At 38.6% G+C, this 20645-nt stretch carries 23 protein-coding genes; 11 read left to right on the top strand and 12 right to left on the bottom strand.

Annotation, left to right across the window (positions count from 1 at the left end):
• Positions 1–36: 36 nt before the first annotated feature.
• From I5515_RS02015 to I5515_RS02005, 3 genes are all read left to right on the top strand, one after another.
• On the top strand, positions 37–2283 hold the full coding sequence (locus tag I5515_RS02015; protein ID WP_199964509.1) for a bifunctional prephenate dehydrogenase/3-phosphoshikimate 1-carboxyvinyltransferase: 2247 nt from the start codon (positions 37–39) through the stop codon (positions 2281–2283).
• A gap of 127 nt (positions 2284–2410) precedes the next feature.
• Positions 2411–2794, top strand: coding sequence for a hypothetical protein (locus I5515_RS02010; RefSeq protein ID WP_199964508.1), 384 nt, complete (start codon positions 2411–2413; stop codon positions 2792–2794).
• Between the two features lie 171 nt (positions 2795–2965).
• Positions 2966–4426 (top strand): aminoacyl-histidine dipeptidase, encoded by a 1461-nt coding sequence (locus I5515_RS02005; protein WP_199964507.1) that lies wholly within the window; start codon positions 2966–2968, stop codon positions 4424–4426.
• A 34-nt stretch (positions 4427–4460) separates the two neighbouring features.
• On the opposite strand, the gene rtcA is transcribed toward I5515_RS02005, so the two are convergent.
• The 5 genes from rtcA to I5515_RS01980 form a co-directional block, all read right to left on the bottom strand.
• Complete coding sequence (gene rtcA / locus I5515_RS02000) at positions 4461–5507, bottom strand: RNA 3'-terminal phosphate cyclase (RefSeq protein WP_199964506.1); 1047 nt, start codon at positions 5505–5507, stop codon at positions 4461–4463.
• Positions 5508–5766: 259 nt separating this feature from the next.
• Positions 5767–6225: a DIP1984 family protein gene (locus tag I5515_RS01995; RefSeq protein ID WP_199964505.1), complete on the bottom strand. Its 459-nt coding sequence runs from the start codon at positions 6223–6225 to the stop codon at positions 5767–5769.
• Positions 6226–6237: 12 nt separating this feature from the next.
• Positions 6238–6621 (bottom strand): hypothetical protein, encoded by a 384-nt coding sequence (locus I5515_RS01990; protein WP_199964504.1) that lies wholly within the window; start codon positions 6619–6621, stop codon positions 6238–6240.
• A 2-nt stretch (positions 6622–6623) separates the two neighbouring features.
• The gene (locus I5515_RS01985) at positions 6624–7892 is read right to left on the bottom strand and encodes an RtcB family protein (RefSeq protein ID WP_199964503.1); all 1269 of its coding nucleotides are present in this window, start codon (positions 7890–7892) and stop codon (positions 6624–6626) included.
• A gap of 258 nt (positions 7893–8150) precedes the next feature.
• Entirely contained in the window at positions 8151–9116 is a 966-nt protein-coding gene (locus I5515_RS01980; RefSeq protein ID WP_199964502.1) for a ribonuclease Z, read from the bottom strand.
• Between the two features lie 67 nt (positions 9117–9183).
• Here I5515_RS01980 and rtcR point away from each other — a divergent pair, with 67 nt between their 5' ends.
• A complete protein-coding gene (gene rtcR, locus I5515_RS01975; protein ID WP_199964501.1) occupies positions 9184–10782 on the top strand; it encodes an RNA repair transcriptional activator RtcR in 1599 nt (532 codons plus the stop codon).
• Positions 10783–10840: 58 nt separating this feature from the next.
• Here the strand turns inward: rtcR and I5515_RS01970 are convergent, their stop codons facing one another.
• Entirely contained in the window at positions 10841–11473 is a 633-nt protein-coding gene (locus tag I5515_RS01970) for an alpha/beta hydrolase (RefSeq protein WP_199964500.1), read from the bottom strand.
• A gap of 125 nt (positions 11474–11598) precedes the next feature.
• On the opposite strand from I5515_RS01970, the gene yaaA reads away from it, so the two are divergent.
• From yaaA to I5515_RS01955, 3 genes are read left to right on the top strand one after another with little or no spacing between them, the layout of a single operon-like run.
• Positions 11599–12372 (top strand): peroxide stress protein YaaA, encoded by a 774-nt coding sequence (gene yaaA / locus I5515_RS01965; protein WP_199964499.1) that lies wholly within the window; start codon positions 11599–11601, stop codon positions 12370–12372.
• A 19-nt stretch (positions 12373–12391) separates the two neighbouring features.
• Positions 12392–13021 carry a metal-dependent hydrolase gene (locus tag I5515_RS01960; protein ID WP_199964854.1) on the top strand — a complete coding sequence of 210 codons (630 nt, stop codon included), beginning with the start codon at positions 12392–12394 and terminating at the stop codon, positions 13019–13021.
• Positions 13011–13409, top strand: a complete 399-nt coding sequence (locus tag I5515_RS01955) for a hypothetical protein (RefSeq protein ID WP_199964498.1) — start codon at positions 13011–13013, stop codon at positions 13407–13409. The genes I5515_RS01960 and I5515_RS01955 overlap by 11 nt, the downstream gene beginning before the upstream one ends.
• Before the next feature lie 323 nt (positions 13410–13732).
• Here the strand turns inward: I5515_RS01955 and I5515_RS01950 are convergent, their stop codons facing one another.
• The 5 genes from I5515_RS01950 to I5515_RS01930 all read right to left on the bottom strand — a co-directional run bounded on the left by I5515_RS01950 (position 13733) and on the right by I5515_RS01930 (position 16463).
• A complete protein-coding gene (locus tag I5515_RS01950; protein WP_199964497.1) occupies positions 13733–14518 on the bottom strand; it encodes a thiazole synthase in 786 nt (261 codons plus the stop codon).
• A gap of 13 nt (positions 14519–14531) precedes the next feature.
• Entirely contained in the window at positions 14532–14729 is a 198-nt protein-coding gene (gene thiS, locus I5515_RS01945; RefSeq protein ID WP_199964496.1) for a sulfur carrier protein ThiS, read from the bottom strand.
• Between the two features lie 13 nt (positions 14730–14742).
• On the bottom strand, positions 14743–15108 hold the full coding sequence (locus I5515_RS01940) for a DUF423 domain-containing protein (RefSeq protein ID WP_199964495.1): 366 nt from the start codon (positions 15106–15108) through the stop codon (positions 14743–14745).
• Positions 15109–15217: 109 nt separating this feature from the next.
• Positions 15218–16084: an RNA polymerase sigma factor RpoH gene (gene rpoH, locus I5515_RS01935; RefSeq protein WP_004791254.1), complete on the bottom strand. Its 867-nt coding sequence runs from the start codon at positions 16082–16084 to the stop codon at positions 15218–15220.
• 133 nt (positions 16085–16217) lie between these two features.
• Entirely contained in the window at positions 16218–16463 is a 246-nt protein-coding gene (locus I5515_RS01930; protein ID WP_199964494.1) for a sulfurtransferase TusA family protein, read from the bottom strand.
• Between the two features lie 376 nt (positions 16464–16839).
• On the opposite strand from I5515_RS01930, the gene I5515_RS01925 reads away from it, so the two are divergent.
• Together I5515_RS01925 and rhlB are read left to right on the top strand one after the other, a co-directional pair.
• Entirely contained in the window at positions 16840–17052 is a 213-nt protein-coding gene (locus I5515_RS01925; protein ID WP_000126912.1) for a cold-shock protein, read from the top strand.
• Between the two features lie 102 nt (positions 17053–17154).
• A complete protein-coding gene (gene rhlB, locus I5515_RS01920) occupies positions 17155–18306 on the top strand; it encodes an ATP-dependent RNA helicase RhlB (RefSeq protein WP_199964493.1) in 1152 nt (383 codons plus the stop codon).
• Positions 18307–18344: 38 nt separating this feature from the next.
• Here rhlB and I5515_RS01915 read toward each other — a convergent pair whose 3' ends face one another.
• The gene (locus tag I5515_RS01915) at positions 18345–18725 is read right to left on the bottom strand and encodes a hypothetical protein (RefSeq protein WP_199964492.1); all 381 of its coding nucleotides are present in this window, start codon (positions 18723–18725) and stop codon (positions 18345–18347) included.
• A gap of 208 nt (positions 18726–18933) precedes the next feature.
• On the opposite strand from I5515_RS01915, the gene I5515_RS01910 reads away from it, so the two are divergent.
• The gene (locus I5515_RS01910; RefSeq protein WP_199964491.1) at positions 18934–19509 is read left to right on the top strand and encodes a nitroreductase; all 576 of its coding nucleotides are present in this window, start codon (positions 18934–18936) and stop codon (positions 19507–19509) included.
• A gap of 34 nt (positions 19510–19543) precedes the next feature.
• The gene (locus I5515_RS01905; RefSeq protein ID WP_199964490.1) at positions 19544–20617 is read left to right on the top strand and encodes an NAD(P)H-dependent glycerol-3-phosphate dehydrogenase; all 1074 of its coding nucleotides are present in this window, start codon (positions 19544–19546) and stop codon (positions 20615–20617) included.
• The last annotated feature ends 28 nt before the right edge of the window (positions 20618–20645 follow it).

Genomic DNA, 20645 nt, shown 5'->3' with positions numbered 1-20645 from the left:
AGTTAAATATTCTTGAGCAAAAGCAAAGTTGAAGTTATGTCACACCCCTTATTTAAAAAAGTTGCATTTATTGGTTTAGGGCTCATTGGGTCAAGTTTAGCTCGTGTTATTGCTGCAGAAAAGTTGGCGACGACTGTTGTGGCATCTACACGTTCACAAAAAACTTTAGAAGATGCAAAATCACTTGGTTTGATACATGAAGGTTTTTCCGATCCTGTAGAAGCCGTGAAAGGGGCAGATTTAGTCGTTTTAGCCTTGCCTGTACGTGCTACACAAAAAGTGCTTGAGCAAATTAAACCTTACTTGTCAGGAACCACCATTTTAACCGATGTGGGTAGTACAAAAGGTAATGTTGTAGATGCTGCAAAAGCTGTATTCGGTGAAGATCTACCAGAAGGTTTTGTTCCCGGACATCCTATTGCGGGTAGTGAACATACAGGTGTTCATGCGGGTAAAGTTGATCTATTTGCCAATCACAAAGTGATTTTAACGCCGTTACCAACAAGCGCAGAATGGGCTGTTGATAAACTGATTCAACTTTGGTCGGCAGCAAAAGCCGAAGTCATTTGTATGGATGTAGCCAAGCATGATGAGGTTTTAGCACATACCAGTCATTTACCGCATTTAATGGCATTTAATCTGGTCGAGCAACTGGCGAACCGTGAAGATAATTTCGATATTTTCCGCTATGCGGCAGGTGGTTTTCGGGATTTCTCCCGCATCGCTGCGAGTGATCCACAAATGTGGCATGACATTTTCTTTGCCAATAAAACAGCAATATTAAATGCCGTGGATGGTTTTGAAAAACAGCTTACCGTACTTAGAAAATTGATTGAAAGCGAAGACTCTCATGCATTGATGGGATTACTCGGTCATGCACAGGCTGCACGTCAGCATTTCAATCACATGTTAGCCAAAAAACCTTTAATGGAGAAAAATAAGGTGACACAGCAATTCAGTATCTTACCGGGAAATAAAACTTTTAAAGGTAAATTTACCGTACCGGGTGACAAATCTGTGTCACATCGCTCCATTATGTTTGGTGCTATTGCCGAAGGAACCACGCATGTAACTGGTTTCCTTGAAGGTGAAGATGCACTGGCAACTCTGCAAGCTTTCCGTGACATGGGTGTAAGCATTGAAGGCCCTAAAAATGGTGAAGTGACCATTCATGGTGTAGGTATGCATGGTTTAAAGGCGCCTGCAAGTGCTTTGTATATGGGGAACTCTGGAACAAGCATGCGTTTGCTTTCAGGTATGTTGTCAGCTCAAAAGTTTGATTCAGTGATGACAGGTGATGCCTCTCTCTCTAAACGTCCAATGGAGCGTATTGCTAAACCATTACGTTTAATGGGTGCGCAAATTCAAACGACAGGTGAAAAAGGTACTCCACCTGTAAGTATTACTGGTGCTCAGCAATTAAAAGGCATTCAATACGATTTACCTATGGCATCTGCTCAAGTCAAATCTGGTATTTTACTTGCTGGTTTATGGGCTGAAGGTGAAACCTCGGTAACAGAACCAGAACCAACACGTGACCATTCAGAACGTATGCTTCGTGCCTTTGGTTATGAGGTAAAAACTGAAGGTAATAAAATTTCCCTTGTGGGTGGTGGCAAATTAGTCGGTACCGACATTCAAGTTCCTTCAGATATTTCATCTGCTGCGTTCTTTATGGTGGGCGCTGCGATTACTGAAGGTGCCGATGTTGTTCTAGAAGCAGTAGGGATTAACCCAACGCGTACGGGTGTAATCGAAATTTTAAAACAGATGGGTGCTGACCTGACTGTTGAAAATGAGCGTATTGCTGGTGGCGAACCTATCGCTGATATTCATATTAAAGGTTCACGTACACTCAAAGGCATTCATATGCCAGAAGATCAAGTACCTTTAGCAATTGATGAGTTCCCAGCATTATTTATTGCTGCTGCTTGTGCCGAAGGTCAGACAGTATTAACTGGTGCGGCTGAGCTTCGAGTGAAAGAGTCTGATCGTATTCAGGTGATGGCAGATGGCTTAAAAATCATGGGTATTGATTGTACGCCTACCGATGATGGCATCATTATTGAAGGTAAGGGTAAGTCAGGTGATTGGTCACCAATCTTTGCGGGTGGTGAAGTTGAATCACACCATGACCATCGTATTGCAATGAGCTTTAGTATGGCAGGTTTGCGTACTTCAGGTCCAATTACGATTCAAGGTACTGAAACGGTTGCTACTAGTTTCCCAACTTTTACTGAGTTGGCGAATCAAGCAGGCTTAACAATCGAAGTTAGCCAATAACTTTTCACCTAATACATTTTATAATTGCTAACACAATAGCAACGGCAGCAGCGGGCTAAAGGCTTGGCTGCTGTTTGTTTATTGCTTATGCTAAGTGCAGATAATGATAAAAGTGTTAGGACAAAGGATGAAAAAATTACAATTTATTGCCAGTTGCCCACAACATGGGGTACTTGATCATCCACCAAATGAATGCCATATCACCCAAGAGTATGTTGCGGCTTTACTGTTTAAACAATTGGGGCATTATGGTTTTGATGCACAGCATATTGTGCATGAACATGAAAAAGTAGAAGTGAGTATTGATAATCATCTTTTACCCTTGTCTATTACTTGTCAAAAAACAGATCATGATGGGCATTTGATGTGTGAAATCTCTGCCAATCCAGATGAAGAACTAGACTGGTTTGAGAAAATTGAAACACAAAGCATTATTCGTCAGCTTGCGCAGGCTGTTGAAAATAGTTTGAAAGCAGATCAGAGTTTTTCAGCATTTGAATGGAAAAACTAAGGAATACTAGTGTTTAGAATTATTCACAAAGGACGGCTTTTTAGAAAAGTCGTACAATCTCTTTAGATTAAATATAAAAATACAAAATCTTTCCCGAAATCCCTACCTATCTTTAATGTATTGTGTATATTGAAATTATTAAGATATTTACATAATTAGAGTGTGGTTTTCATGACACAAGTTGATATTGCAGCATTATCTCCTCAAGTTGTTTGGCAGCATTTTCAAACACTTTGCACAATTCCTCGTCCATCAAAGCATGAACAGCAGCTTCGTAAATTTTTACAAAACTGGGCACAAAGTCGGAATTTGGAAACTTACGTAGATGAAGTCGGTAATTTAATTATCCGTAAGAATGCGACTGCGGGTAAAGAACATGTGTCTGGGGTCATTCTTCAAGGCCATTTAGATATGGTCACACAAGCCAACACTGGCACAGTACATGATTTCTTTAAAGACCCAATTCGCTCAGTTCTTGAAGATGGCTGGTTAATTGCTAAAGATACGACTTTGGGTGCTGATAATGGCATTGGGGTAGCCCTAGCTTTAGCTGTATTAGACTCAAATGATATTGCTCATGGCCCAATTGAGGTTCTTTTAACTGTTGATGAAGAAGCGGGCATGAGTGGTGCACGGCTTTTACAGGCAGGTGTATTAAAAGGGAAATGGCTATTTAATATTGATACTGAAGAGTGGGGTGAGCTATATCTCGGCTGTGCTGGCAGTATTGATGTTGAAGTTGAACAGTCACTTACTTATGAACCAATTCCTGAAAACTTGACCGCTGTGAACATTCAGGTTGCGGGCCTCAAAGGTGGACACTCTGGTGTAGATATTCACTTAGGACGCGGTAATGCCAATGTTATTTTGGCTCGCTTTTTATATCAGCATTTAGCACAACTTGGTGGTCGCCTTGTCGAGTTTACAGGTGGTACAGCTCGTAATGCTTTACCTCGAGAAGTAGTGGCAACCATTGCAATTTCGCCTAACCAGTTACCTGAATTAGAAAAATTACTCGCTGAATATCAAACGACATGGAAAAAACAGCTACAGGGTATTGATGACAATCTACAATTAACTATTCAACCGAATAGCTCTGAAGTGACCGAAGTTATTGCTTTGCAACAGCAAGGCGAATGGCTGCAAGCTTTGGCAACAAGTCCATACGGCGTTGCAAGTATGAGTCAAGCTCTTCCAGATGTGGTTGAGACTTCAAATAATATTGGGGTTGTAAAATTAAGTCGAGAGGGGGGAAAAGCTGTTTTAATGGTCCGCTCAATGGTGAATCAAGAAGCTGAAGATTTTGCAAAGAAAATTCAGGCGCATTTTAGTCAATTTAATATCGCCTCTACACTCACACCATTAGTTTCGGGTTGGACACCAAATCCTGATTCGGCTGCTTTAAAGTGCTTACAACAAGCCTATCAAAAGGCGTTTAACATTGAGCCAAAGCTAAAAGTGATTCACGCAGGCCTAGAGTGCGGCATTATTGCCGAGCACTATCCAGATTTACAGATGGTTTCATTTGGACCTGATATTCAAGGTGCGCATGCACCGGGTGAGCGAGTAAAGGTTGATACTGTAGATAATTGCTGGAAGTTGTTGGTGACGGCTTTGGCATCTGTAGAGTAATTTTTTAGAAATAAGAAGCTCAGTCATGAGCTTCTTAAACTTTGACTTTTACATGGAAATGATCTGGATTTAACTCGATAATTTCGATTTCACAATCAATAAATTTTTCAATCATAGCTGCTTGAGTGCGAGTGTGTTCGCTAATAAATTGAGCCGTGAATTCACCACCTTGGCCTAACGCCAAAGGTAGAAGTAATTGATCTGCCAAATACTCATCTACAACAGCTTGTGAAGATAAATATAGCTTTACATCTTTTGCTAAAAGATCAGCTATTTGTTCTGCACTTTTGCGCATCTCGCCTAAAGCTGTAAACACTTGAGTATGACACTCATGTTCAACTGTCACATAAACTGTATTACCTTGGCTAATCCCATTTAAATGAAATTGTTGTTGAGTATCCAATTTCAGGGTTTTATTTAAAGTCACTAATTCTCGTTGAGCAATTTGTGCTTCTTCTGAAAGGTTCAGAGTGGCTGCAAAAGCCTCCATGCATTGCAAAGCACCACGATTTAATAAATTTAAGCTGTTTCGATGTTGCCATGGCTGAACGGTAATCTGAATTTCACCTGCACCAATTGGAAAAAAGCCAGCTTTGTTTAATTTAAAATCGACGTTAATTCCAATCTTCGCTAGAGCAGGTAAAAAGCAATGTTCAATAAAATCTGCTGTTGGTGCAAGTGGATTATGTGTACCGCCTGAAATGGTGAGTTCGCTGGCTTCACTTTGTAATAACAAAACAGGCAAGAGGGTTTGTAAAACCAGTGTTGTACTACCTGCAGAGCCGATTTGAAATTGATATTTCCCACTTTGAACATGTTGAGGTGCGAAATATAACCGTTGGCTATGTAATTCAGCACCTTTCACATAAGCTTGGCTAATTTGTTGAGATGCCTGCACACAAACCAAATGTTGGCGCATTAAACCTGATTTTTTACGGCCTGCACGAATATTGATTAATTCAAAAGACTGACCTGTAATCATTGAAAGCGCAAGGGCAGTTCTTAAAATCTGTCCACCACCTTCACCTTGTGATCCATCAATTTGAATGGCTTTTGGCATATTTGCCAAAACTGTATTCACTTCTATTTTCCTTGTTTTTTAATTTAATGAACATACTGTCAGTACATGGTAATGCGAAGTAACGTGTAACTTTGCTTTAGACAAAGGTTTGCTAGGTGCATGGTGCTGAACCTGATAAGTGAATATCGATGCACGGCTCACATGCTGCCATAGCCGCCTGAATTATTTTCAATCCCTCAGATCGGTGAAAAGCAGGATCTTGTACTCGCCCAGTATGCCCAAACTGTGATTGTGAAAATGATTTCACAAAATCTAGTGTTTATTTGATTAAATCAATTTGCCAGTTGGCGGCTTGAATTTTGATATTTAAGTCGCGGAGTTTTGCACTGATATCATCAGCCTGCTTTTGTAAGCTGGAAACAGGAATAACTTTCTTCCACTTAATTTCACGTGAACTATAACGATCAGGCTCACGATTTGTATTGGCAATCGCATCGATTAAAACTTTATGCTGTTCGGCATAGTTATCTCTTAAGCTCAATAGTGATAATAGCGTTTTCCCATCTTCTAGCTTTGCTTGTGCATTGGTTAGATGAATACAATAAATTAATTCATTGCTTTCTTGGGTTAGGGCAAATACCTGTTTGATCAGTTCATTTGGATCTTCACTAGGTTCATCACCATCTTGTACCAATACATTAGTGTTGATTCGTTGTTTTAAAGAAGCGAGCTTTTTTTGTTGATCGCTTCGAAGTAAAAGTGCTTCAGCGAGTTTCATTTTATTTACCTTTTATTCAATATGTACAATAACTAATTTCGAAATATCTTCTAATTGCATACTAAATTTTGCACATTCAGTAATGTGTTCTAAAGTTTCATCTTCATGCCAAGTGGTCATGAAGCAGTGATCGACTGGTGGTTGATAGTTATAAAAAGCTAGATACGTTTCATCTAAAACATCATCCCAAATAGAACTCTCATGTCCTGTAACCATTGCTTGAATACAGTGTTTGGAATAGACAATCTGCTTACAAATCCAATTACGCCATTCAGGCAAAATTTGATCAGTATTGACAGCTAGGATGATGTAATAAGATTGCTCAGGTAGAGCAAGATGCTTTTCTTCATTTGCCCTGATTCTATAGCTTCGAATATCTAAACAATCTTTTTCCATATTTAACCCTTAACACACACCACTTGTCTTAATGTATAAACCACTTCAACCAAATCGCTTTGTGCTTTCATTACATCTTCAATTGGTTTATAAGCCGATGGAATTTCATCAATAACAGCGGCATCTTTACGGCATTCTACACCTTCAGTTTGTGCAATCTGATCTTCAACAGTAAAACGTCGTTTTGCTTCAGTACGGCTCATCACACGACCTGCGCCATGTGAACATGAACAGAAAGATTCTTGATTTCCAAGCCCACGCACAATAAATGACTTCGCACCCATTGAACCCGGAATGATTCCATATTCACCTAAGCGCGCACGGACTGCACCTTTACGAGTGACCATCACTTCTTCACCGTAGTGTTCTTCCTTTTCTACATAGTTATGGTGACAATTCACTGCTTCCAAACGTGCCTGAAAAGGCTTTGGTACAATGGTAGCCAAGGCTTTAATTGCAGATTGCATCATGATCTCACGGTTCTTCATGGCAAAGCGTTGAGCCCAACCTACCGCAAACCAATAATCATCAAAATGTTCAGTGCCTTCAACTAAGTATGCTAAATCTTTATTCGGCAAGTTAATGAAATGCTTCTGCATATCTTTACGTGCAAGCTCAATAAAATGATTACCGATGGCATTTCCTACACCACGGGATCCTGAGTGCAACATAATCCACACATGATCATGCTCATCTAAACAGATTTCGACAAAGTGGTTTCCTGTACCTAATGTTCCCAAATGCTTGCGGTTGTTGGTATTTTTCAAACGTTGGTGTTTTGCGCAAATGTATTCAAAATCTGCAACCAGATCGGCCCAAGCTTGATCTACCATTTCTGGTGGAGTTTCCCATGAGCCGCGATCACGTCCGCGCTTCGTCATTCCATGTGGAATTAAACGTTCAAGTTCAGTACGTAAAGCATGTAAGTTATCTGGTAAATCTGAGGCAGTTAAACTGGTACGGGTTGCCATCATTCCGCAGCCAATATCTACACCTACTGCAGCAGGAATAATTGCGCCTTTGGTTGGAATCACGCTACCAATAGTTGCTCCTAAACCGAAGTGTACATCTGGCATTACAGCCATCCACTTATAAATAAAAGGCATTTGTGCCGTTTGCAATAATTGTTGTTTTGAGTTGTCATCAACAAGCACGCCTTTAGTCCACATTTTGACTGGCACACTTTTTTCATTTTGCAGAACTTGATAAGAGCGTTGTTGCTGCTTTTGTTCAAATTGAGCTTGTTGGTTAATTTCTTCAACGACAGACATTTTCTTTTCCTTTCAAAGCCTGCCTGCCAAGCGTTTACAGGCAGGTGTTATTCATAACATCCAAATGATGTTGTGTGCTTGTACTATTGCACTGAGTGTGCCAACTTTTTAAAAAGTATTTAATTTAAATATAAGAGTTTGAAATTTATATAAAAAATAATTTAAGGTTGTTAAAAATAAATTTGGATATTAATTATTAATATTTAAAAAATATCTAAAAATATATTTAAGTATCTTTTTAGATATATTAGGTTGGCTCTAAAATTTCTTTTCGACTTTTAAAAGCTGTCCAGCTTCATTTAAAGTAAATTCATCAAAATCATTGGCTAAATAAAAATGACCGTTATAAAACTGGCGAACTTCTTCAGTAATAGCTTGCTGTCCAGCTTTATCCTGATGGCGAGGGCTAAAATGCGTCAGAATTAAATTATCCAAAGATTGCTGTTCTGCAAATTCAGCCACCATTTTTGCTGAGCTATGCATTGGACCTTTGCCGACTTTATCTAAAACCGTTTGTAAATAAGTCGATTCGTGAATAAGGAGTTGGGCATCTTTGCAAGCGTCAGTTAATAGTTCAGGTTGGTCATTATCTCCACCTATAATTGCATGAACTTGCTGAGTTTGAATTTGGATAAAGTCTTGAGCCTTTAAAGTTTGTCCCTCAAATTCAACATTGTAGCCTCGCTTTAAATGGCCCCACATATCGCCTTGAGGTACGCCAAGCTGAGTTAATGCTTGAATATCTAATTTTTTCTGGCTAGATTTTATGTAAATGCTAAATGCAAAACTTGGAACACGATGGCTTAGGGGATGTGCTTGAATGATGAACTCATTGGTGATCTGTTGTGGCTGCATTGCTTCATTCACATCAATAAAATGCAGTGAATAGGGTAAGTGTAAGTCTGTAAGTTGGGCTGTGATTTCAAACCATTGCTGAATTTCTTTCGGAGCTATAACGGTTAATGGTTTAGTGCGGGCATTCATACCAGCACTTGCCAGTAAACCTACTAGACCATAACAATGGTCGCCATGAACGTGTGTAATACAAATGGCAACTAGGTTTTGTAGAGAAAGTTTGGCTTGTTGAAGGCGGTGCTGAGTACCTTCACCCGCATCAATTAAAATCCAGTCCTTATTTTTACTGTTGCGAACAGCTAATCCCGAAACATTACGTGTCAGGGTGGGCACACCTGAAGATGTGCCTAAAAAAGTAAAATGAAGCATATTCTTGGAATTTTTTGGTCAAATGCGTATTGTATATTATAGACACTTATAAAATTTTATAGAAATTATGGCGGATGTAAAGAAAACAGTCGTTATTGGCTTTGTTGGTTCTACCCTTGATCAAGGGAGAAAGCCAGATCGTTGGCAACGTTGGCGTCCCACGATTAGTCTGTTAATGCATGAAGATTTACTTGTAGATGAATTGGTATTGTTACATGACCGACAACATCATAATTTAGTTAAATCTATAGCCTTAGACGCAAAAGAAATTTCTCCACAAACACAGGTTGCTGGACATAAGGTCAGTATTAAAGACCCTTGGGATTTTGCCGAGGTATATGGAGCGCTTTATGACTTTGTAAAAACCTATCCGTTTGATGTGGAAAAAAATAACTATTTATTGCATATCACAACGGGAACACATGTTGCCCAAATTTGTTGGTATTTATTGGTAGATGCGCATTATTTACCAGCTCAACTCATTCAAAGTTCACCTAATCAACCAAAGACACCAGAGGGTGAATACAGAATTATTGATTTGGACTTGTCTCGATACGATGTTTTAAAACAGCGATTCGATGATGAACAAAAGCAAAATTGGCAACAGCTTAAAGCGAATATTTCTACTCATAATAAAGCGTTTAACCAACTTATTGAGGAAGTTGAATTAGTTGCAACCCGTTCTAGTGCGCCTATCTTAATCATGGGTGCAACAGGTGTTGGTAAGTCTCATTTGGCAAAACAGATTTTTCAGTTAAAGAAAGATAAATTCCAGTTCAGCGGTCGCTTTATCGATGTTAACTGTGCAACCTTACGTGGCGATAGTGCCATGTCAACCTTATTTGGTCACATAAAAGGTGCATTTACAGGAGCGGCTGCTTCTCGTGCTGGTTTATTAAAAAGTGCTGATCAAGGAATTTTATTTTTAGATGAAATTGGTGAGTTAGGGCTTGATGAGCAAGCAATGTTACTAAAAGCACTAGAAGATAAAAGCTTTTTTCCTGTTGGGAGTGATAAGGAAATTCAGGCAGATTTTCAACTAATTGCAGGTACTAACCGTGATTTGCGTGATGAAGTCCAAGCTGGCCGTTTTCGTGAAGATTTATGGGCTCGTTTAAATACGTGGACGTTCTTTTTACCAAATTTAAAAGACCGAGTAGAAGATATTGCACCAAACATTGAGTTTGAGCTACAGCGCTTTGCGGCAATTCATCAAAGACAATTACGTTTTCAACGTGATGCTTTAGAAATGTATTTGAAATTTGCTAAATCAGCAGATGCAACTTGGCAAGGTAATTTTAGAGATTTAGCAGCGAGCGTAACTCGTTTGGCAACTTTATCGCAAGGTGAGTTAATTCACAGTGAAACAGTAAAAAGAGAAATTCAACGCCTAAAGCAACTTTGGCTCATTCAGACAGCATCTTGCAACGGTGGAGATGCAGACATTTTGTTGAATTATTTGAGTTCTGAACAACTAGAGCAAATAGACGAGTTTGATCAGATTCAATTACGTGGCGTGCTTAAGGTTTGTGAAAATTCAAAATCAATGGCAGAGGCCGGAAGACAGCTCTTTTCGGTGTCTCGTAAACAACGTAATACAACCAACGATAGCGACCGGGTGAAAAAATATTTGGCCCGCTTTGGGCTAAGTTGGAATAGTTTTTAGTAGTTACAGGGCTTATGAAATGATGGACATAGATTTGATCTATGTCCATCAAACTAAATTATTTCATGATAATAAAACGTGTAATGATTTGACGAAGCTGTTTTAAATAGCCTGTAAAGAAGTGATTGGCGCCTGGTAAAATCGTAATTGGATGCTTCTGCGGTTTTGCCCATGCAATTGCATCTGAAAGCAATGTAATGTCATCTTGCTCACCATGAATGAGTAGAATATCACCTTGAATTTCTGGTGTTTTATAGTGGCGTAAACCCACTACAGTAGCCGTTGGTAAACCGCACAAAATTAACTGTATAGGTCGTAATTCAGGGGGCAGCTGTGCAAAGCATTTTGCCAGAACATGTGAGCCGAAACTAAAGCCACCTGCATAAAATGGCAGGCCTTCATGAAGCTGACGAACATGTTCAATTACAGCCAAGATATCTTCAGTTTCACCATGGCCTTCATCATGAATACCTTCACTGCCGCCTAAGCCACGGAAACTAGGACGATAAACAATGCAACCATATTCATTAAAGATTTGGGTTAAAAGGGCAGGGACTTTATGTTGAGGGGTTCCACCTTGCAATGGGTGCGGATGACAAACAACCGCAAAGCCTTTGATTTCACCTTCAGGGCGGTCAACGAAAAGTTCAATTTTACCTACTGGACCCTGGATGAAAGTTTGCTCAGACATATAAGAACCGCTAAATAACAATACGTGATACTATTTTACCGATAGTCGCCATTGAAAACACGAGTTAGCATTAAAAAATATCTACTGTTATAGTTGGTATTAAGAATAATTTTTTCAGGTTGTCTATGCTTGCTTTAATTTCTCCTGCAAAAACTTTGGATTATGAAACAGCGTTACCTACAGATGAGTTTACTCAGCCTCGCTTGCTAGATCATTCAGCGCAATTAATCGATGTTTGCCGTAAACTTTCTGCTTCACAAATTGCGAGCTTAATGAGTGTTAGTGAGAAAATTTCTACCCTGAATGCGAACCGATTTAGAGATTGGAAATCGGAATTCGATTTTTCAAACGCGCGTCAGGCGATTTACGCATTTAAAGGCGATGTGTATACAGGTTTAGATGCATACCACTTAAAAGACAAAGATATTGCTTTTGCACAGCAGCATTTACGTATGCTGTCTGGATTATATGGTTTATTGCGTCCTTTAGATTTGATGATGCCTTATCGTCTTGAGATGGGCACTAAATTAAAAAATACGCGTGGACATAATTTGTATGAATTCTGGGGTGACATTATCACGAACCAGATTAATGAAGACTTGGCAGCAATTAAATCTGAATTGCTCGTAAACCTAGCTTCAGATGAATATTACAAATCTGTCAATGAGAAGAAAATTAAGGCTGAAATTGTTAAGCCTGTTTTTCTTGATCAGAAAAATGGTAAATATAAAGTCATTAGTTTTTATGCGAAAAAAGCGCGCGGTTTAATGGCTCGTTTTATTGTTGAAAACCAATTAAATAAAGCTGAAGATATTCAAGCGTTTAATACAGATGGTTACTACTTTGATGCTGATAACTCATCGGCAAAAGAGTTGGTATTTAAAAGGGATGAGCAATAATCCTAAGAGTGAAAAATATATGATGATGCAGCTTTATTTATCAAAATTGAAACATGTTTGGTTTGAGCTGCATCAGCATTATCATTTTTCTGAGCCAGACAAAAGCTTCAATATACTTATCGCTGCTTATAGTGAAAAGCAGCGATCCTATCATACAGTTCAACATTTATATGAATGTTTAAGTCTGTTCGAATCAGTTCAATCTAAATTAAATGATGTACATGCAGTTGCATTGGCACTTTGGTTTCATGATGTTATCTATGACCCGCAAGCTAAAGATAATGAGCTTAGAAGTGCTGAGTTATTTGAACAATATATGGCTCAAGATTTATCAGTAAATATAGTTCATAAAGTAAAGCGTTGGATTCTTGCCACGCAAAAACATGTACCGACTAATGAGTTAGATTTACAATTTTTGTTGGATATTGATTTAGGTATTTTAGCTGCTACTCCAGAGCGTTTTCTACAATATGAACAGCAAATTCAGCAGGAATATTCTTGGGTTGATCCAGACGTATATTCCATTAAAAGAAAAGAAGTTTTAGCGCATTTTTATCAGTCTGAGCCACTTTATCAAACAGAGTATTTTCAACAGAATTTTGAGCGGAGAGCGAAAGAGAATTTAAGGGAACTACTAGATGGAAAATAGTTTAAACACTCCTAAATTCCCAAACATAAGTGCTAGGATGGCATTGGCAGAAAGATTGAAATTATTTTATCACGATGAAATGCAAGATTGGGAGTACGAAGTTGCTGATGTAGAGCATATAGATGATTTTTTGAGTGTGTATGGTCTAAATGATATTACAGAAGATGAGCGATTTCTGTTGATTGAAATGCTTTTTCAATCTTTTGAAGAAGTGGATGATTTAGAGGGGGATATTCGTTGGTATCATACATTATCTCTTGTTGAAAATAATCTTGATTTGCATACACAAACAGTGCTTTATTGGGCAAATGGGACAGAACCATTTGAGGATAGTTGGAAGATAACACCTTTTATTAGGAAACTGAGAGATCAATATAATTTGAACTGAATAAATATTAGATTTGAATGATAAGGAGTGATTTAAGAATGGATTTAAAGCTCTAAAATGCTCAGTAGATCAGCTTTAGTCACTTGTCAATTTGATATGCCTTCTATAAGGTCAGATAAATATAGGTAAAATATAAAAATAACTTTAGAAAAATATTTAAATTGAACTAATAACTATTGGGTTAGGAATAATATTTTATCTCTTTAATGAAGATAGTTTCCCCTTGATTAAATAAATAAGATGAGTAATTGTCATTATGTTTAATTTAATGTTTGCGTATGTAGCGGGCGAACTGTGTTCGCCCTAGAACATGCAGAGTTAACTTATTTAAAGAAATAACCTGTCTCTGGTGAACTTGCATTTGCCATACGTTTGCGTGGCATACGTCCAGCTAAAAATGCTTCACGTCCAGCTTCAACTGCTTTTTTCATTGCAGAAGCCATCAATATAGGATTTTGAGCAGCAGCAATCGCTGTATTCATGAGTACGCCGTCACAACCAAGTTCCATAGCAATAGCTGCATCACTTGCTGTACCAACACCTGCATCTACCAAAACTGGTACTTTTGCATTTTCTTTAATAATTGAAATAGTGTGCGGGTTTAAAATACCCAAACCTGAACCAATGAGACTACCTAAAGGCATAATCGCAACACAGCCCATACTTTCAAGTTCTTGAGCAATGATCGGATCATCAGATGTGTAGACCATAATCTCAAAACCGTCGTCAATCAAAGTGCGAGCCGCTTTTAAAGTCTCAGTTACATTTGGATATAAGGTCTTTTCGTCGCCCAAAACTTCAAGTTTAACTAAATTGTGACCGTCTAGAAGCTCACGCGCTAACATGCAAGTACGCACTGCGCTATCAGCATCAAAACAACCTGCCGTATTGGGCAAAATTGTATATTTCTCCGGTGGAATAACAGAGAGTAAATTTGGCTGATCTGGGTTTTGTCCAATATTCACACGGCGGATTGCGACAGTTACGATTTCAGCACCACTCGCTTGAATGGCTAAATCTGTTTCATGTAGGTCTTTATATTTGCCAGTTCCTACCAATAAACGAGATTGAAAAGAACGTGAACCAATAATGAGAGGGGTGTCTTGCATGGATAACTCCGACTTAGCCGCCGCCAACAGCGTGAATAATTTCGATACGGTCATGTTGAGCAATAGTGATTTGCTCTAATTTGCTTTTTGGAATAATTTGCTGGTTATATTCGACAGCAAATCTTTTTCCTTCAAGTGTTAAAGCCTGAATAAGTTGCATGAGGTTTTGACAAGGCGTGTCCGTTATTTCGCCATTTAAATAAATTTGCATGATCACATTCCAATTATTTTGCGTATTTGAAAGCATTCCAAGCCAAAACGAGCCATCCAGCTATCATAAATGCTCCACCAATTGGGGTAATTGCCCCTAAAATTCTCGGTAATCCAAGTGCCATGATATAGAGTGAACCACAGAAGAATAAAATACCGATCTGAATCAATATAAATGGTAATTTAATGGGGAACGTAAGGATGACTTTGCTTAAAATACCAAGTGCTAAGAGACCTAAAGCATGGTAGAAAAAATAGTCGGTTGCAGTATGCCACCAAACAAGTTGCTCAGGACTCGCGTGAGCTTTAAGACCATGTGCTCCAAACGCACCCAACATGACTGCAAAGGCAAGATTAAGGGCTGAAATGGCAATCCACATAACAAAAACGCAAATGAATAATGAAGGGCAACGTTATCATAGATTGGGTTGGCTAAACATAGCCAGATAAAACAAAAGGGCTAATCGCCCTTTTATTTTTAAACTTATTTTAGCTTGCAGACATAGCAATTTTAATTTTTTCCATTGCATTCTTTTCAAGCTGGCGAATACGCTCTGCTGATACATTATATTCGGCCGCTAACTCGTGGAGAGTAGACTTGTCATCATCTAACCAACGACGTTGTAAAATATTACGCGAACGATCATCTAACTGATCCATTGCATCATGTAAAGCAGATGTACTTTGCTCTTCCCAGTCTTCATTTTCAACTAAACGAGCTGGATCATAGCGGTTATCTTCAAGATACAATGCAGGTGCAGTATGTGGAGTGTCATCGTCGTCGTCGCCTTGAGCTTCAAAAGCAGCGTCATAAGCAGTTAAACGACCTTCCATCTCCAGAACTTGTTCTGCAGTAACATTTAAGTCATTCGCAATCGATTGAGCTTCTTCGAGCGTTAATTTTTTACTCGATTTTTTTAAACTACGTAAATTGAAAAATAATTTACGCTGTGCTTTAGTCGTTGCAATTTTGACAATACGCCAGTTGCGAATAACGTATTCGTGAATTTCTGCCTTAATCCAGTGGACGGCAAAAGATACAAGACGCACGCCCATATTTGGGTCGAAACGCTTCACGGCTTTCATTAAGCCTAAATTACCTTCTTGAATAAGGTCGCCTTGTGGTAGGCCATAACCTGCATAGCTGCGCGCAATGTGAACGACGAAACGTAAATGCGACATTACCAGCATTTTTGCGGCATCAAGATCTTGGTCATAATAATAACGTTCAGCAAGTTCTTTTTCTTGCTCGGCCGTTAAAATAGGAATCTGATTGACAGTACTGATATATGCACCAAGGTTTACACCGGGCGCAGACAATGACAGGGGCATCAATTGATTGCTGCTGTCACTCATGATTTCTCCTTGTAGGATCGGATGGGATAACCAATAAATTCATCTTAATTTGAATCAGCTTCATAATTAAGGAAAATTGGGTAGAGAAATGTAAAATTTTATGCAATTTCTAATCTTTTAGTTTAGCAAAGAATTATTGAGTTTCAATTAAATAGTGAAATTCTCTTTCAGATATATGTGTAGTCTGACACATAAAATGGTGTAAACCACAGTAACGAGTTACATCTATTTCACTATGAGGGTCAGAAGATTTTAATAAGAATAGCTGTTTACCCGATACTTTTTTGAGTTCGCGTTTCAACATTAATAAAGGCATCGGACAAGGTTGGCCCAAGGCATTAATTTCAATGGGTGCTGTAGTAGAAGAAGTATCGGTCATTCATCATCAAAACAACTAAAAAAGACTATTCTAACAAATTTTTTTATAAACGCTGCACATTTTATAAAAGAAGAAACAAGCAATTACCTATAAAAAATATTGTAATAAGCTGTTTAAAAAAAGGACTAAAAATACGGGGAATAATTGAAAAAAATTCTATTAATTGTCATAAACCCGTGGTAAGCTCGAACCGTTTTAGGATTTACCGCACACTTAAATTGGTTTAAAAATCTTATAACAAATGGATGTAACCGGAAATTGTTGATAGTTTTACAGAATGATTACAAGCTTTAAGATTATAAATATTTTAAACACTTGTTTGCTCTGCTGTTTGCAACACCGGAAGGTCCTTTTTTCAACATCTGAGGATTGACTTATGACAGCTCGCGAACAAGGCGTAGTAAAGTGGTTTAACGACACTAAAGGTTTTGGCTTTATTCAACGTAACGGCGGTGACGACGTATTCGTTCATTTCCGCGCAATCGTAGGTGATGGCCACCGTTCTTTACGTGACGGCCAACGCGTAGAATTTAGTGTGGTACAAGGTCAAAAAGGTTTTCAAGCTGAAAACGTTCAGCCTTTAGACTAATTCATCTTTTGATGAATCATGGACGCTCCAATTTTTGAATTGGGGCGTTTTTGTTTATAATGATCTTCTCATTAGAGAGATTGTTTGTTAGAGCACGTATTTATGACATCTGGTTTTGAAACCTTGAATTTACATCCGCAACTTAAAAAGGCGATTGATGCTTTAGGGTTTAAGCAAATGACCCCGATTCAGCAAAAGGTTTTAAAATATACGTTGGGCGGACATGATGCAATTGGTAGAGCGCAAACAGGAACGGGTAAAACTGCTGCTTTCCTTATTAGTGTAATTAATGACTTGTTACATAACCCAATTCAAGAGCAGCGTTTTCGTGGTGAGCCACGTGCCTTGATTTTGGCACCTACCCGTGAATTGGCATTGCAAATCGAAAGCGATGCAAAGTTACTCACAAAATTTTCAGATTTACACATCGTGACACTGTTAGGTGGCGTAGATTTTGATAAGCAAAAGAAACAGCTAGATGCTAATTTTGTCGATATCATAGTTGCCACTCCTGGGCGTCTCATTGATTTTGTAGAACAAAAAGAAGTTTGGCTCGATCAAATTGAATTCCTAGTCATCGATGAAGCAGACCGCTTATTGGACATGGGTTTTATTCCTTCTGTAAAACGTATCGTGCGTTATTCCCCGCGTAAGGAACAACGTCAAACCCTCATGTTCTCAGCTACATTTAGTTATGATGTGCTTAATTTAGCGAGACAATGGTTGTTTGAACCAATCACTGTTGAAATTGAGCCTGAGCAAAAAACCAATAACGATGTTGAGCAACGCGTGTATGTCGTTGCTAAACAAGATAAATATCGTTTGCTACAAGATATTTTGCGCGAAGAGCCTATCGATAAAGTAATGATTTTTGCTAATCGCCGTGATCAAGTACGTCGTCTTTATGATCATTTAAAGAGAGATGGATATCGGGTCGGGATGCTTTCAGGTGAAATTGCTCAAGATAAACGTTTAAAAATGTTAGATCAGTTTAAGCAGGGTAAAAATAACATCATGATCGCAACGGATGTTGCGGGCCGTGGTATTCATGTTGATGGCGTATCTCATGTGATCAACTATACTTTGCCTGAGCAATCAGATGATTATGTGCACCGCATTGGTCGTACAGGCCGTGCTGGATCACAAGGTGTAAGTATCAGTTTTCTTTCAGAAGATGATGCTTTTTACTTGCCAGAAATTGAAAAAGCAATTGGTAAGAAATTGCCATTAACCCGTCTGGATGGGTATTGCTAATAAAAAAATCCCAATCATTTGATTGGGATTTTTTTTGATTAATTAATTTTACAATAGAAGGTGAGCGTGGTTTGGTAATCATCATCTTTAGCGAGTGATGCATTTTTACCAGTTAATGTGCCAATAACACCAGCTGCGGCTTCAACCATTTGACCAGTTTTCTCGCTTACTACATCTTTTAATACACCGTGATATGTTGTTTTTTCATCTACAACAACAGGTGTAGTATTTTTTGAACAAGTTTTTTGAGCAGCACTAATCGCGTTATTTTTCGCAATTAAATTTGTTTTACCAATGCCAGTTACCTCAAATTGATTATTTTCTTTTTGAACCGCTAAAGTGTTTTTAGGGGTGGTGGCACAAGCGCCAAGTAATAAAACAACACTGCTTAAAGCACTTGCTAAAATTATTTTTTTCATGATTCACCTAATATCGCTAATCGCCAAAATAATTATATATTTGAACACAGCTTTTCTAATTGTTTTTGAAGACGTTGTATGAGTTTTGATGTTTTGTATTAAAAAATGTCAAAGCATGAGCTGATTGTTTTTATGTTTTAGATACGATGGTGGATTATCTGTAGATTATGCTAATCTATTTTGAATTTTTTGAGTTAGATCAATATTAATGACGGATTCAGCAACACAGATAATTCATCAGAATATTCACCAACGTCAATCTATTGGTCAATTGATTGAGCCTGCACCAAATGCAGATCAATTAGAGTTGGCTTTTCAAGCTGCCTTAACTGCTCCTGACCATCATAGACTTAAACCAACACGTTTTGTTGTCATTGAAGCTGAACAACGTGCTGCTTTTGGTGAGGTTTTAGCGAAAGCATTGGCTGATTTAGGGGAAACTGACTCAGCGCAACTTGAGCGGGTTAAGCATCATCCTTTTCGTGCGCCGTTACTTATTTTAGCGCTTACGCAATTGCAAGACCATCCAAAGGTTCCGCATTTTGAACAGATTTTAAGTACGGGGGCTGCTGTACAAAACCTTTTGTTGTCTTTACAAGCTCAAGGTTTTTCTACCATGTGGCGTAGTGGCGCTGTTGTCGAATCAAATTGGTTAAAACAGTATTTAGGATTGCAACCACATGATTTAATTTCAGGTATTATCTATGTGGGCACAGCAGCTAAAGCGATTGCACCACGTGCAGATATTGAAAGTAAAGAATTCGTAAAAGTTTGGCAGGCGTAACAGTCTGTAGAAGTAAGAAATAGGATAATAAAGCATGACTGAATTTAAGTTTACAGATTTAGTGGAACCTGTTGCGGTCGATAAAAAAACGGCATTACGTATTACTGTTTTAGGTGGAGGCAGCTTTGGTACGGCAATGGCGAATTTAGCTGCACGTAATGGTTGTGACACCATGATCTGGATTCGTGATGCTGCTACAGCAGAAGAAATCAATAAAACTCATATTAATAAACGTTATTTGCCAGACTTTGTTTTAGAGTCATCATTACGTGCTGTGTCTGACCTAGAACAAGCGGTGTGTGATCGAGATATTATTTTGGTGGCCATTCCTAGCCATTCATTTCGTGATGTATTAAAGCAAATTGCGCCTTTTATTACTGCACAGGCGGTTGTCTCTTTAACGAAGGGTGTCGAGGCTAAAACTTTTAGCTTCATGAGCGATATTATCCGTGAAGAATTGCCGGAAGTTCCTTATGGGGTGTTATCTGGCCCAAATCTCGCTAAGGAGATTATGGCAGGTATGCCATCAGGTACGGTTATCGCCAGTGATTCTGAATTAGTTCGTTATGCGGTGCAGCACGCGCTTCATAGTGCTTTATTCCGAGTTTTTGGTAGTGATGATGTGCATGGTGTGGAATTAGGTGGTGCACTTAAAAATATTTATGCCGTTGCAATGGGAATTGGTGCTGCTTACAAGATTGGTGAAAATACCAAGAGTATGATCTTAACGCGTGCTTTGGCCGAGATGAGCCGTTTTGCAGTTAAGCAAGGGGCAAATCCGTTAACGTTCTTGGGTTTATCTGGCGTTGGTGATTTATTTGCAACTTGTAATAGTCCATTAAGCCGTAATTATCAGATTGGTTATGCTTTGGGCTCGGGGAAAACACTTGATCAAGCGAGTAAAGAGTTAGGGCAAACAGCGGAAGGGATTAATACTATTGTTCAGGTGCGTGGTAAAGCTGAAGAACTAGATGTATATATGCCTATCACAAATGCCTTATATGAAGTTATTTTCGAAGGCGCACCCCCTTTAAATATTGCTTTATCTCTTATGAAAAATGGACATCGTAGTGATGTTGAGTTTGTTTTACCTCATCATGAAGTCTGAAGAAGAAATGTCATAAATTGCGGTTATA

The organism is Acinetobacter calcoaceticus, from assembly GCF_016508255.1.
In the GTDB taxonomy this organism is placed as follows: Bacteria; Pseudomonadota; Gammaproteobacteria; order Pseudomonadales; family Moraxellaceae; genus Acinetobacter; species Acinetobacter calcoaceticus_E.
This window is presented reverse-complemented; position numbering and strand designations above follow the sequence as displayed.

Coding starts and splice junctions, on each gene's coding strand:
- I5515_RS01905 (WP_199964490.1), top strand. CDS start 19,544: ATGACTGAATTTAAGTTTACAGATTTAGTGGAACCTGTTGCGGTCGAT.
- I5515_RS01930 (WP_199964494.1), bottom strand. CDS start 16,463: ATGACCGATACTTCTTCTACTACAGCACCCATTGAAATTAATGCCTTG.
- rpoH (WP_004791254.1), bottom strand. CDS start 16,084: ATGAGTGACAGCAGCAATCAATTGATGCCCCTGTCATTGTCTGCGCCC.
- I5515_RS01925 (WP_000126912.1), top strand. CDS start 16,840: ATGACAGCTCGCGAACAAGGCGTAGTAAAGTGGTTTAACGACACTAAA.
- I5515_RS01940 (WP_199964495.1), bottom strand. CDS start 15,108: ATGTGGATTGCCATTTCAGCCCTTAATCTTGCCTTTGCAGTCATGTTG.
- I5515_RS01955 (WP_199964498.1), top strand. CDS start 13,011: ATGGAAAATAGTTTAAACACTCCTAAATTCCCAAACATAAGTGCTAGG.
- rtcR (WP_199964501.1), top strand. CDS start 9,184: ATGGCGGATGTAAAGAAAACAGTCGTTATTGGCTTTGTTGGTTCTACC.
- I5515_RS01970 (WP_199964500.1), bottom strand. CDS start 11,473: ATGTCTGAGCAAACTTTCATCCAGGGTCCAGTAGGTAAAATTGAACTT.
- I5515_RS02010 (WP_199964508.1), top strand. CDS start 2,411: ATGAAAAAATTACAATTTATTGCCAGTTGCCCACAACATGGGGTACTT.
- I5515_RS02005 (WP_199964507.1), top strand. CDS start 2,966: ATGACACAAGTTGATATTGCAGCATTATCTCCTCAAGTTGTTTGGCAG.
- I5515_RS01985 (WP_199964503.1), bottom strand. CDS start 7,892: ATGTCTGTCGTTGAAGAAATTAACCAACAAGCTCAATTTGAACAAAAG.
- I5515_RS01980 (WP_199964502.1), bottom strand. CDS start 9,116: ATGCTTCATTTTACTTTTTTAGGCACATCTTCAGGTGTGCCCACCCTG.
- I5515_RS01990 (WP_199964504.1), bottom strand. CDS start 6,621: ATGGAAAAAGATTGTTTAGATATTCGAAGCTATAGAATCAGGGCAAAT.
- yaaA (WP_199964499.1), top strand. CDS start 11,599: ATGCTTGCTTTAATTTCTCCTGCAAAAACTTTGGATTATGAAACAGCG.
- I5515_RS01910 (WP_199964491.1), top strand. CDS start 18,934: ATGACGGATTCAGCAACACAGATAATTCATCAGAATATTCACCAACGT.
- I5515_RS01995 (WP_199964505.1), bottom strand. CDS start 6,225: ATGAAACTCGCTGAAGCACTTTTACTTCGAAGCGATCAACAAAAAAAG.
- I5515_RS01960 (WP_199964854.1), top strand. CDS start 12,392: ATGATGATGCAGCTTTATTTATCAAAATTGAAACATGTTTGGTTTGAG.
- I5515_RS02015 (WP_199964509.1), top strand. CDS start 37: ATGTCACACCCCTTATTTAAAAAAGTTGCATTTATTGGTTTAGGGCTC.
- thiS (WP_199964496.1), bottom strand. CDS start 14,729: ATGCAAATTTATTTAAATGGCGAAATAACGGACACGCCTTGTCAAAAC.
- rhlB (WP_199964493.1), top strand. CDS start 17,155: ATGACATCTGGTTTTGAAACCTTGAATTTACATCCGCAACTTAAAAAG.
- I5515_RS01915 (WP_199964492.1), bottom strand. CDS start 18,725: ATGAAAAAAATAATTTTAGCAAGTGCTTTAAGCAGTGTTGTTTTATTA.
- I5515_RS01950 (WP_199964497.1), bottom strand. CDS start 14,518: ATGCAAGACACCCCTCTCATTATTGGTTCACGTTCTTTTCAATCTCGT.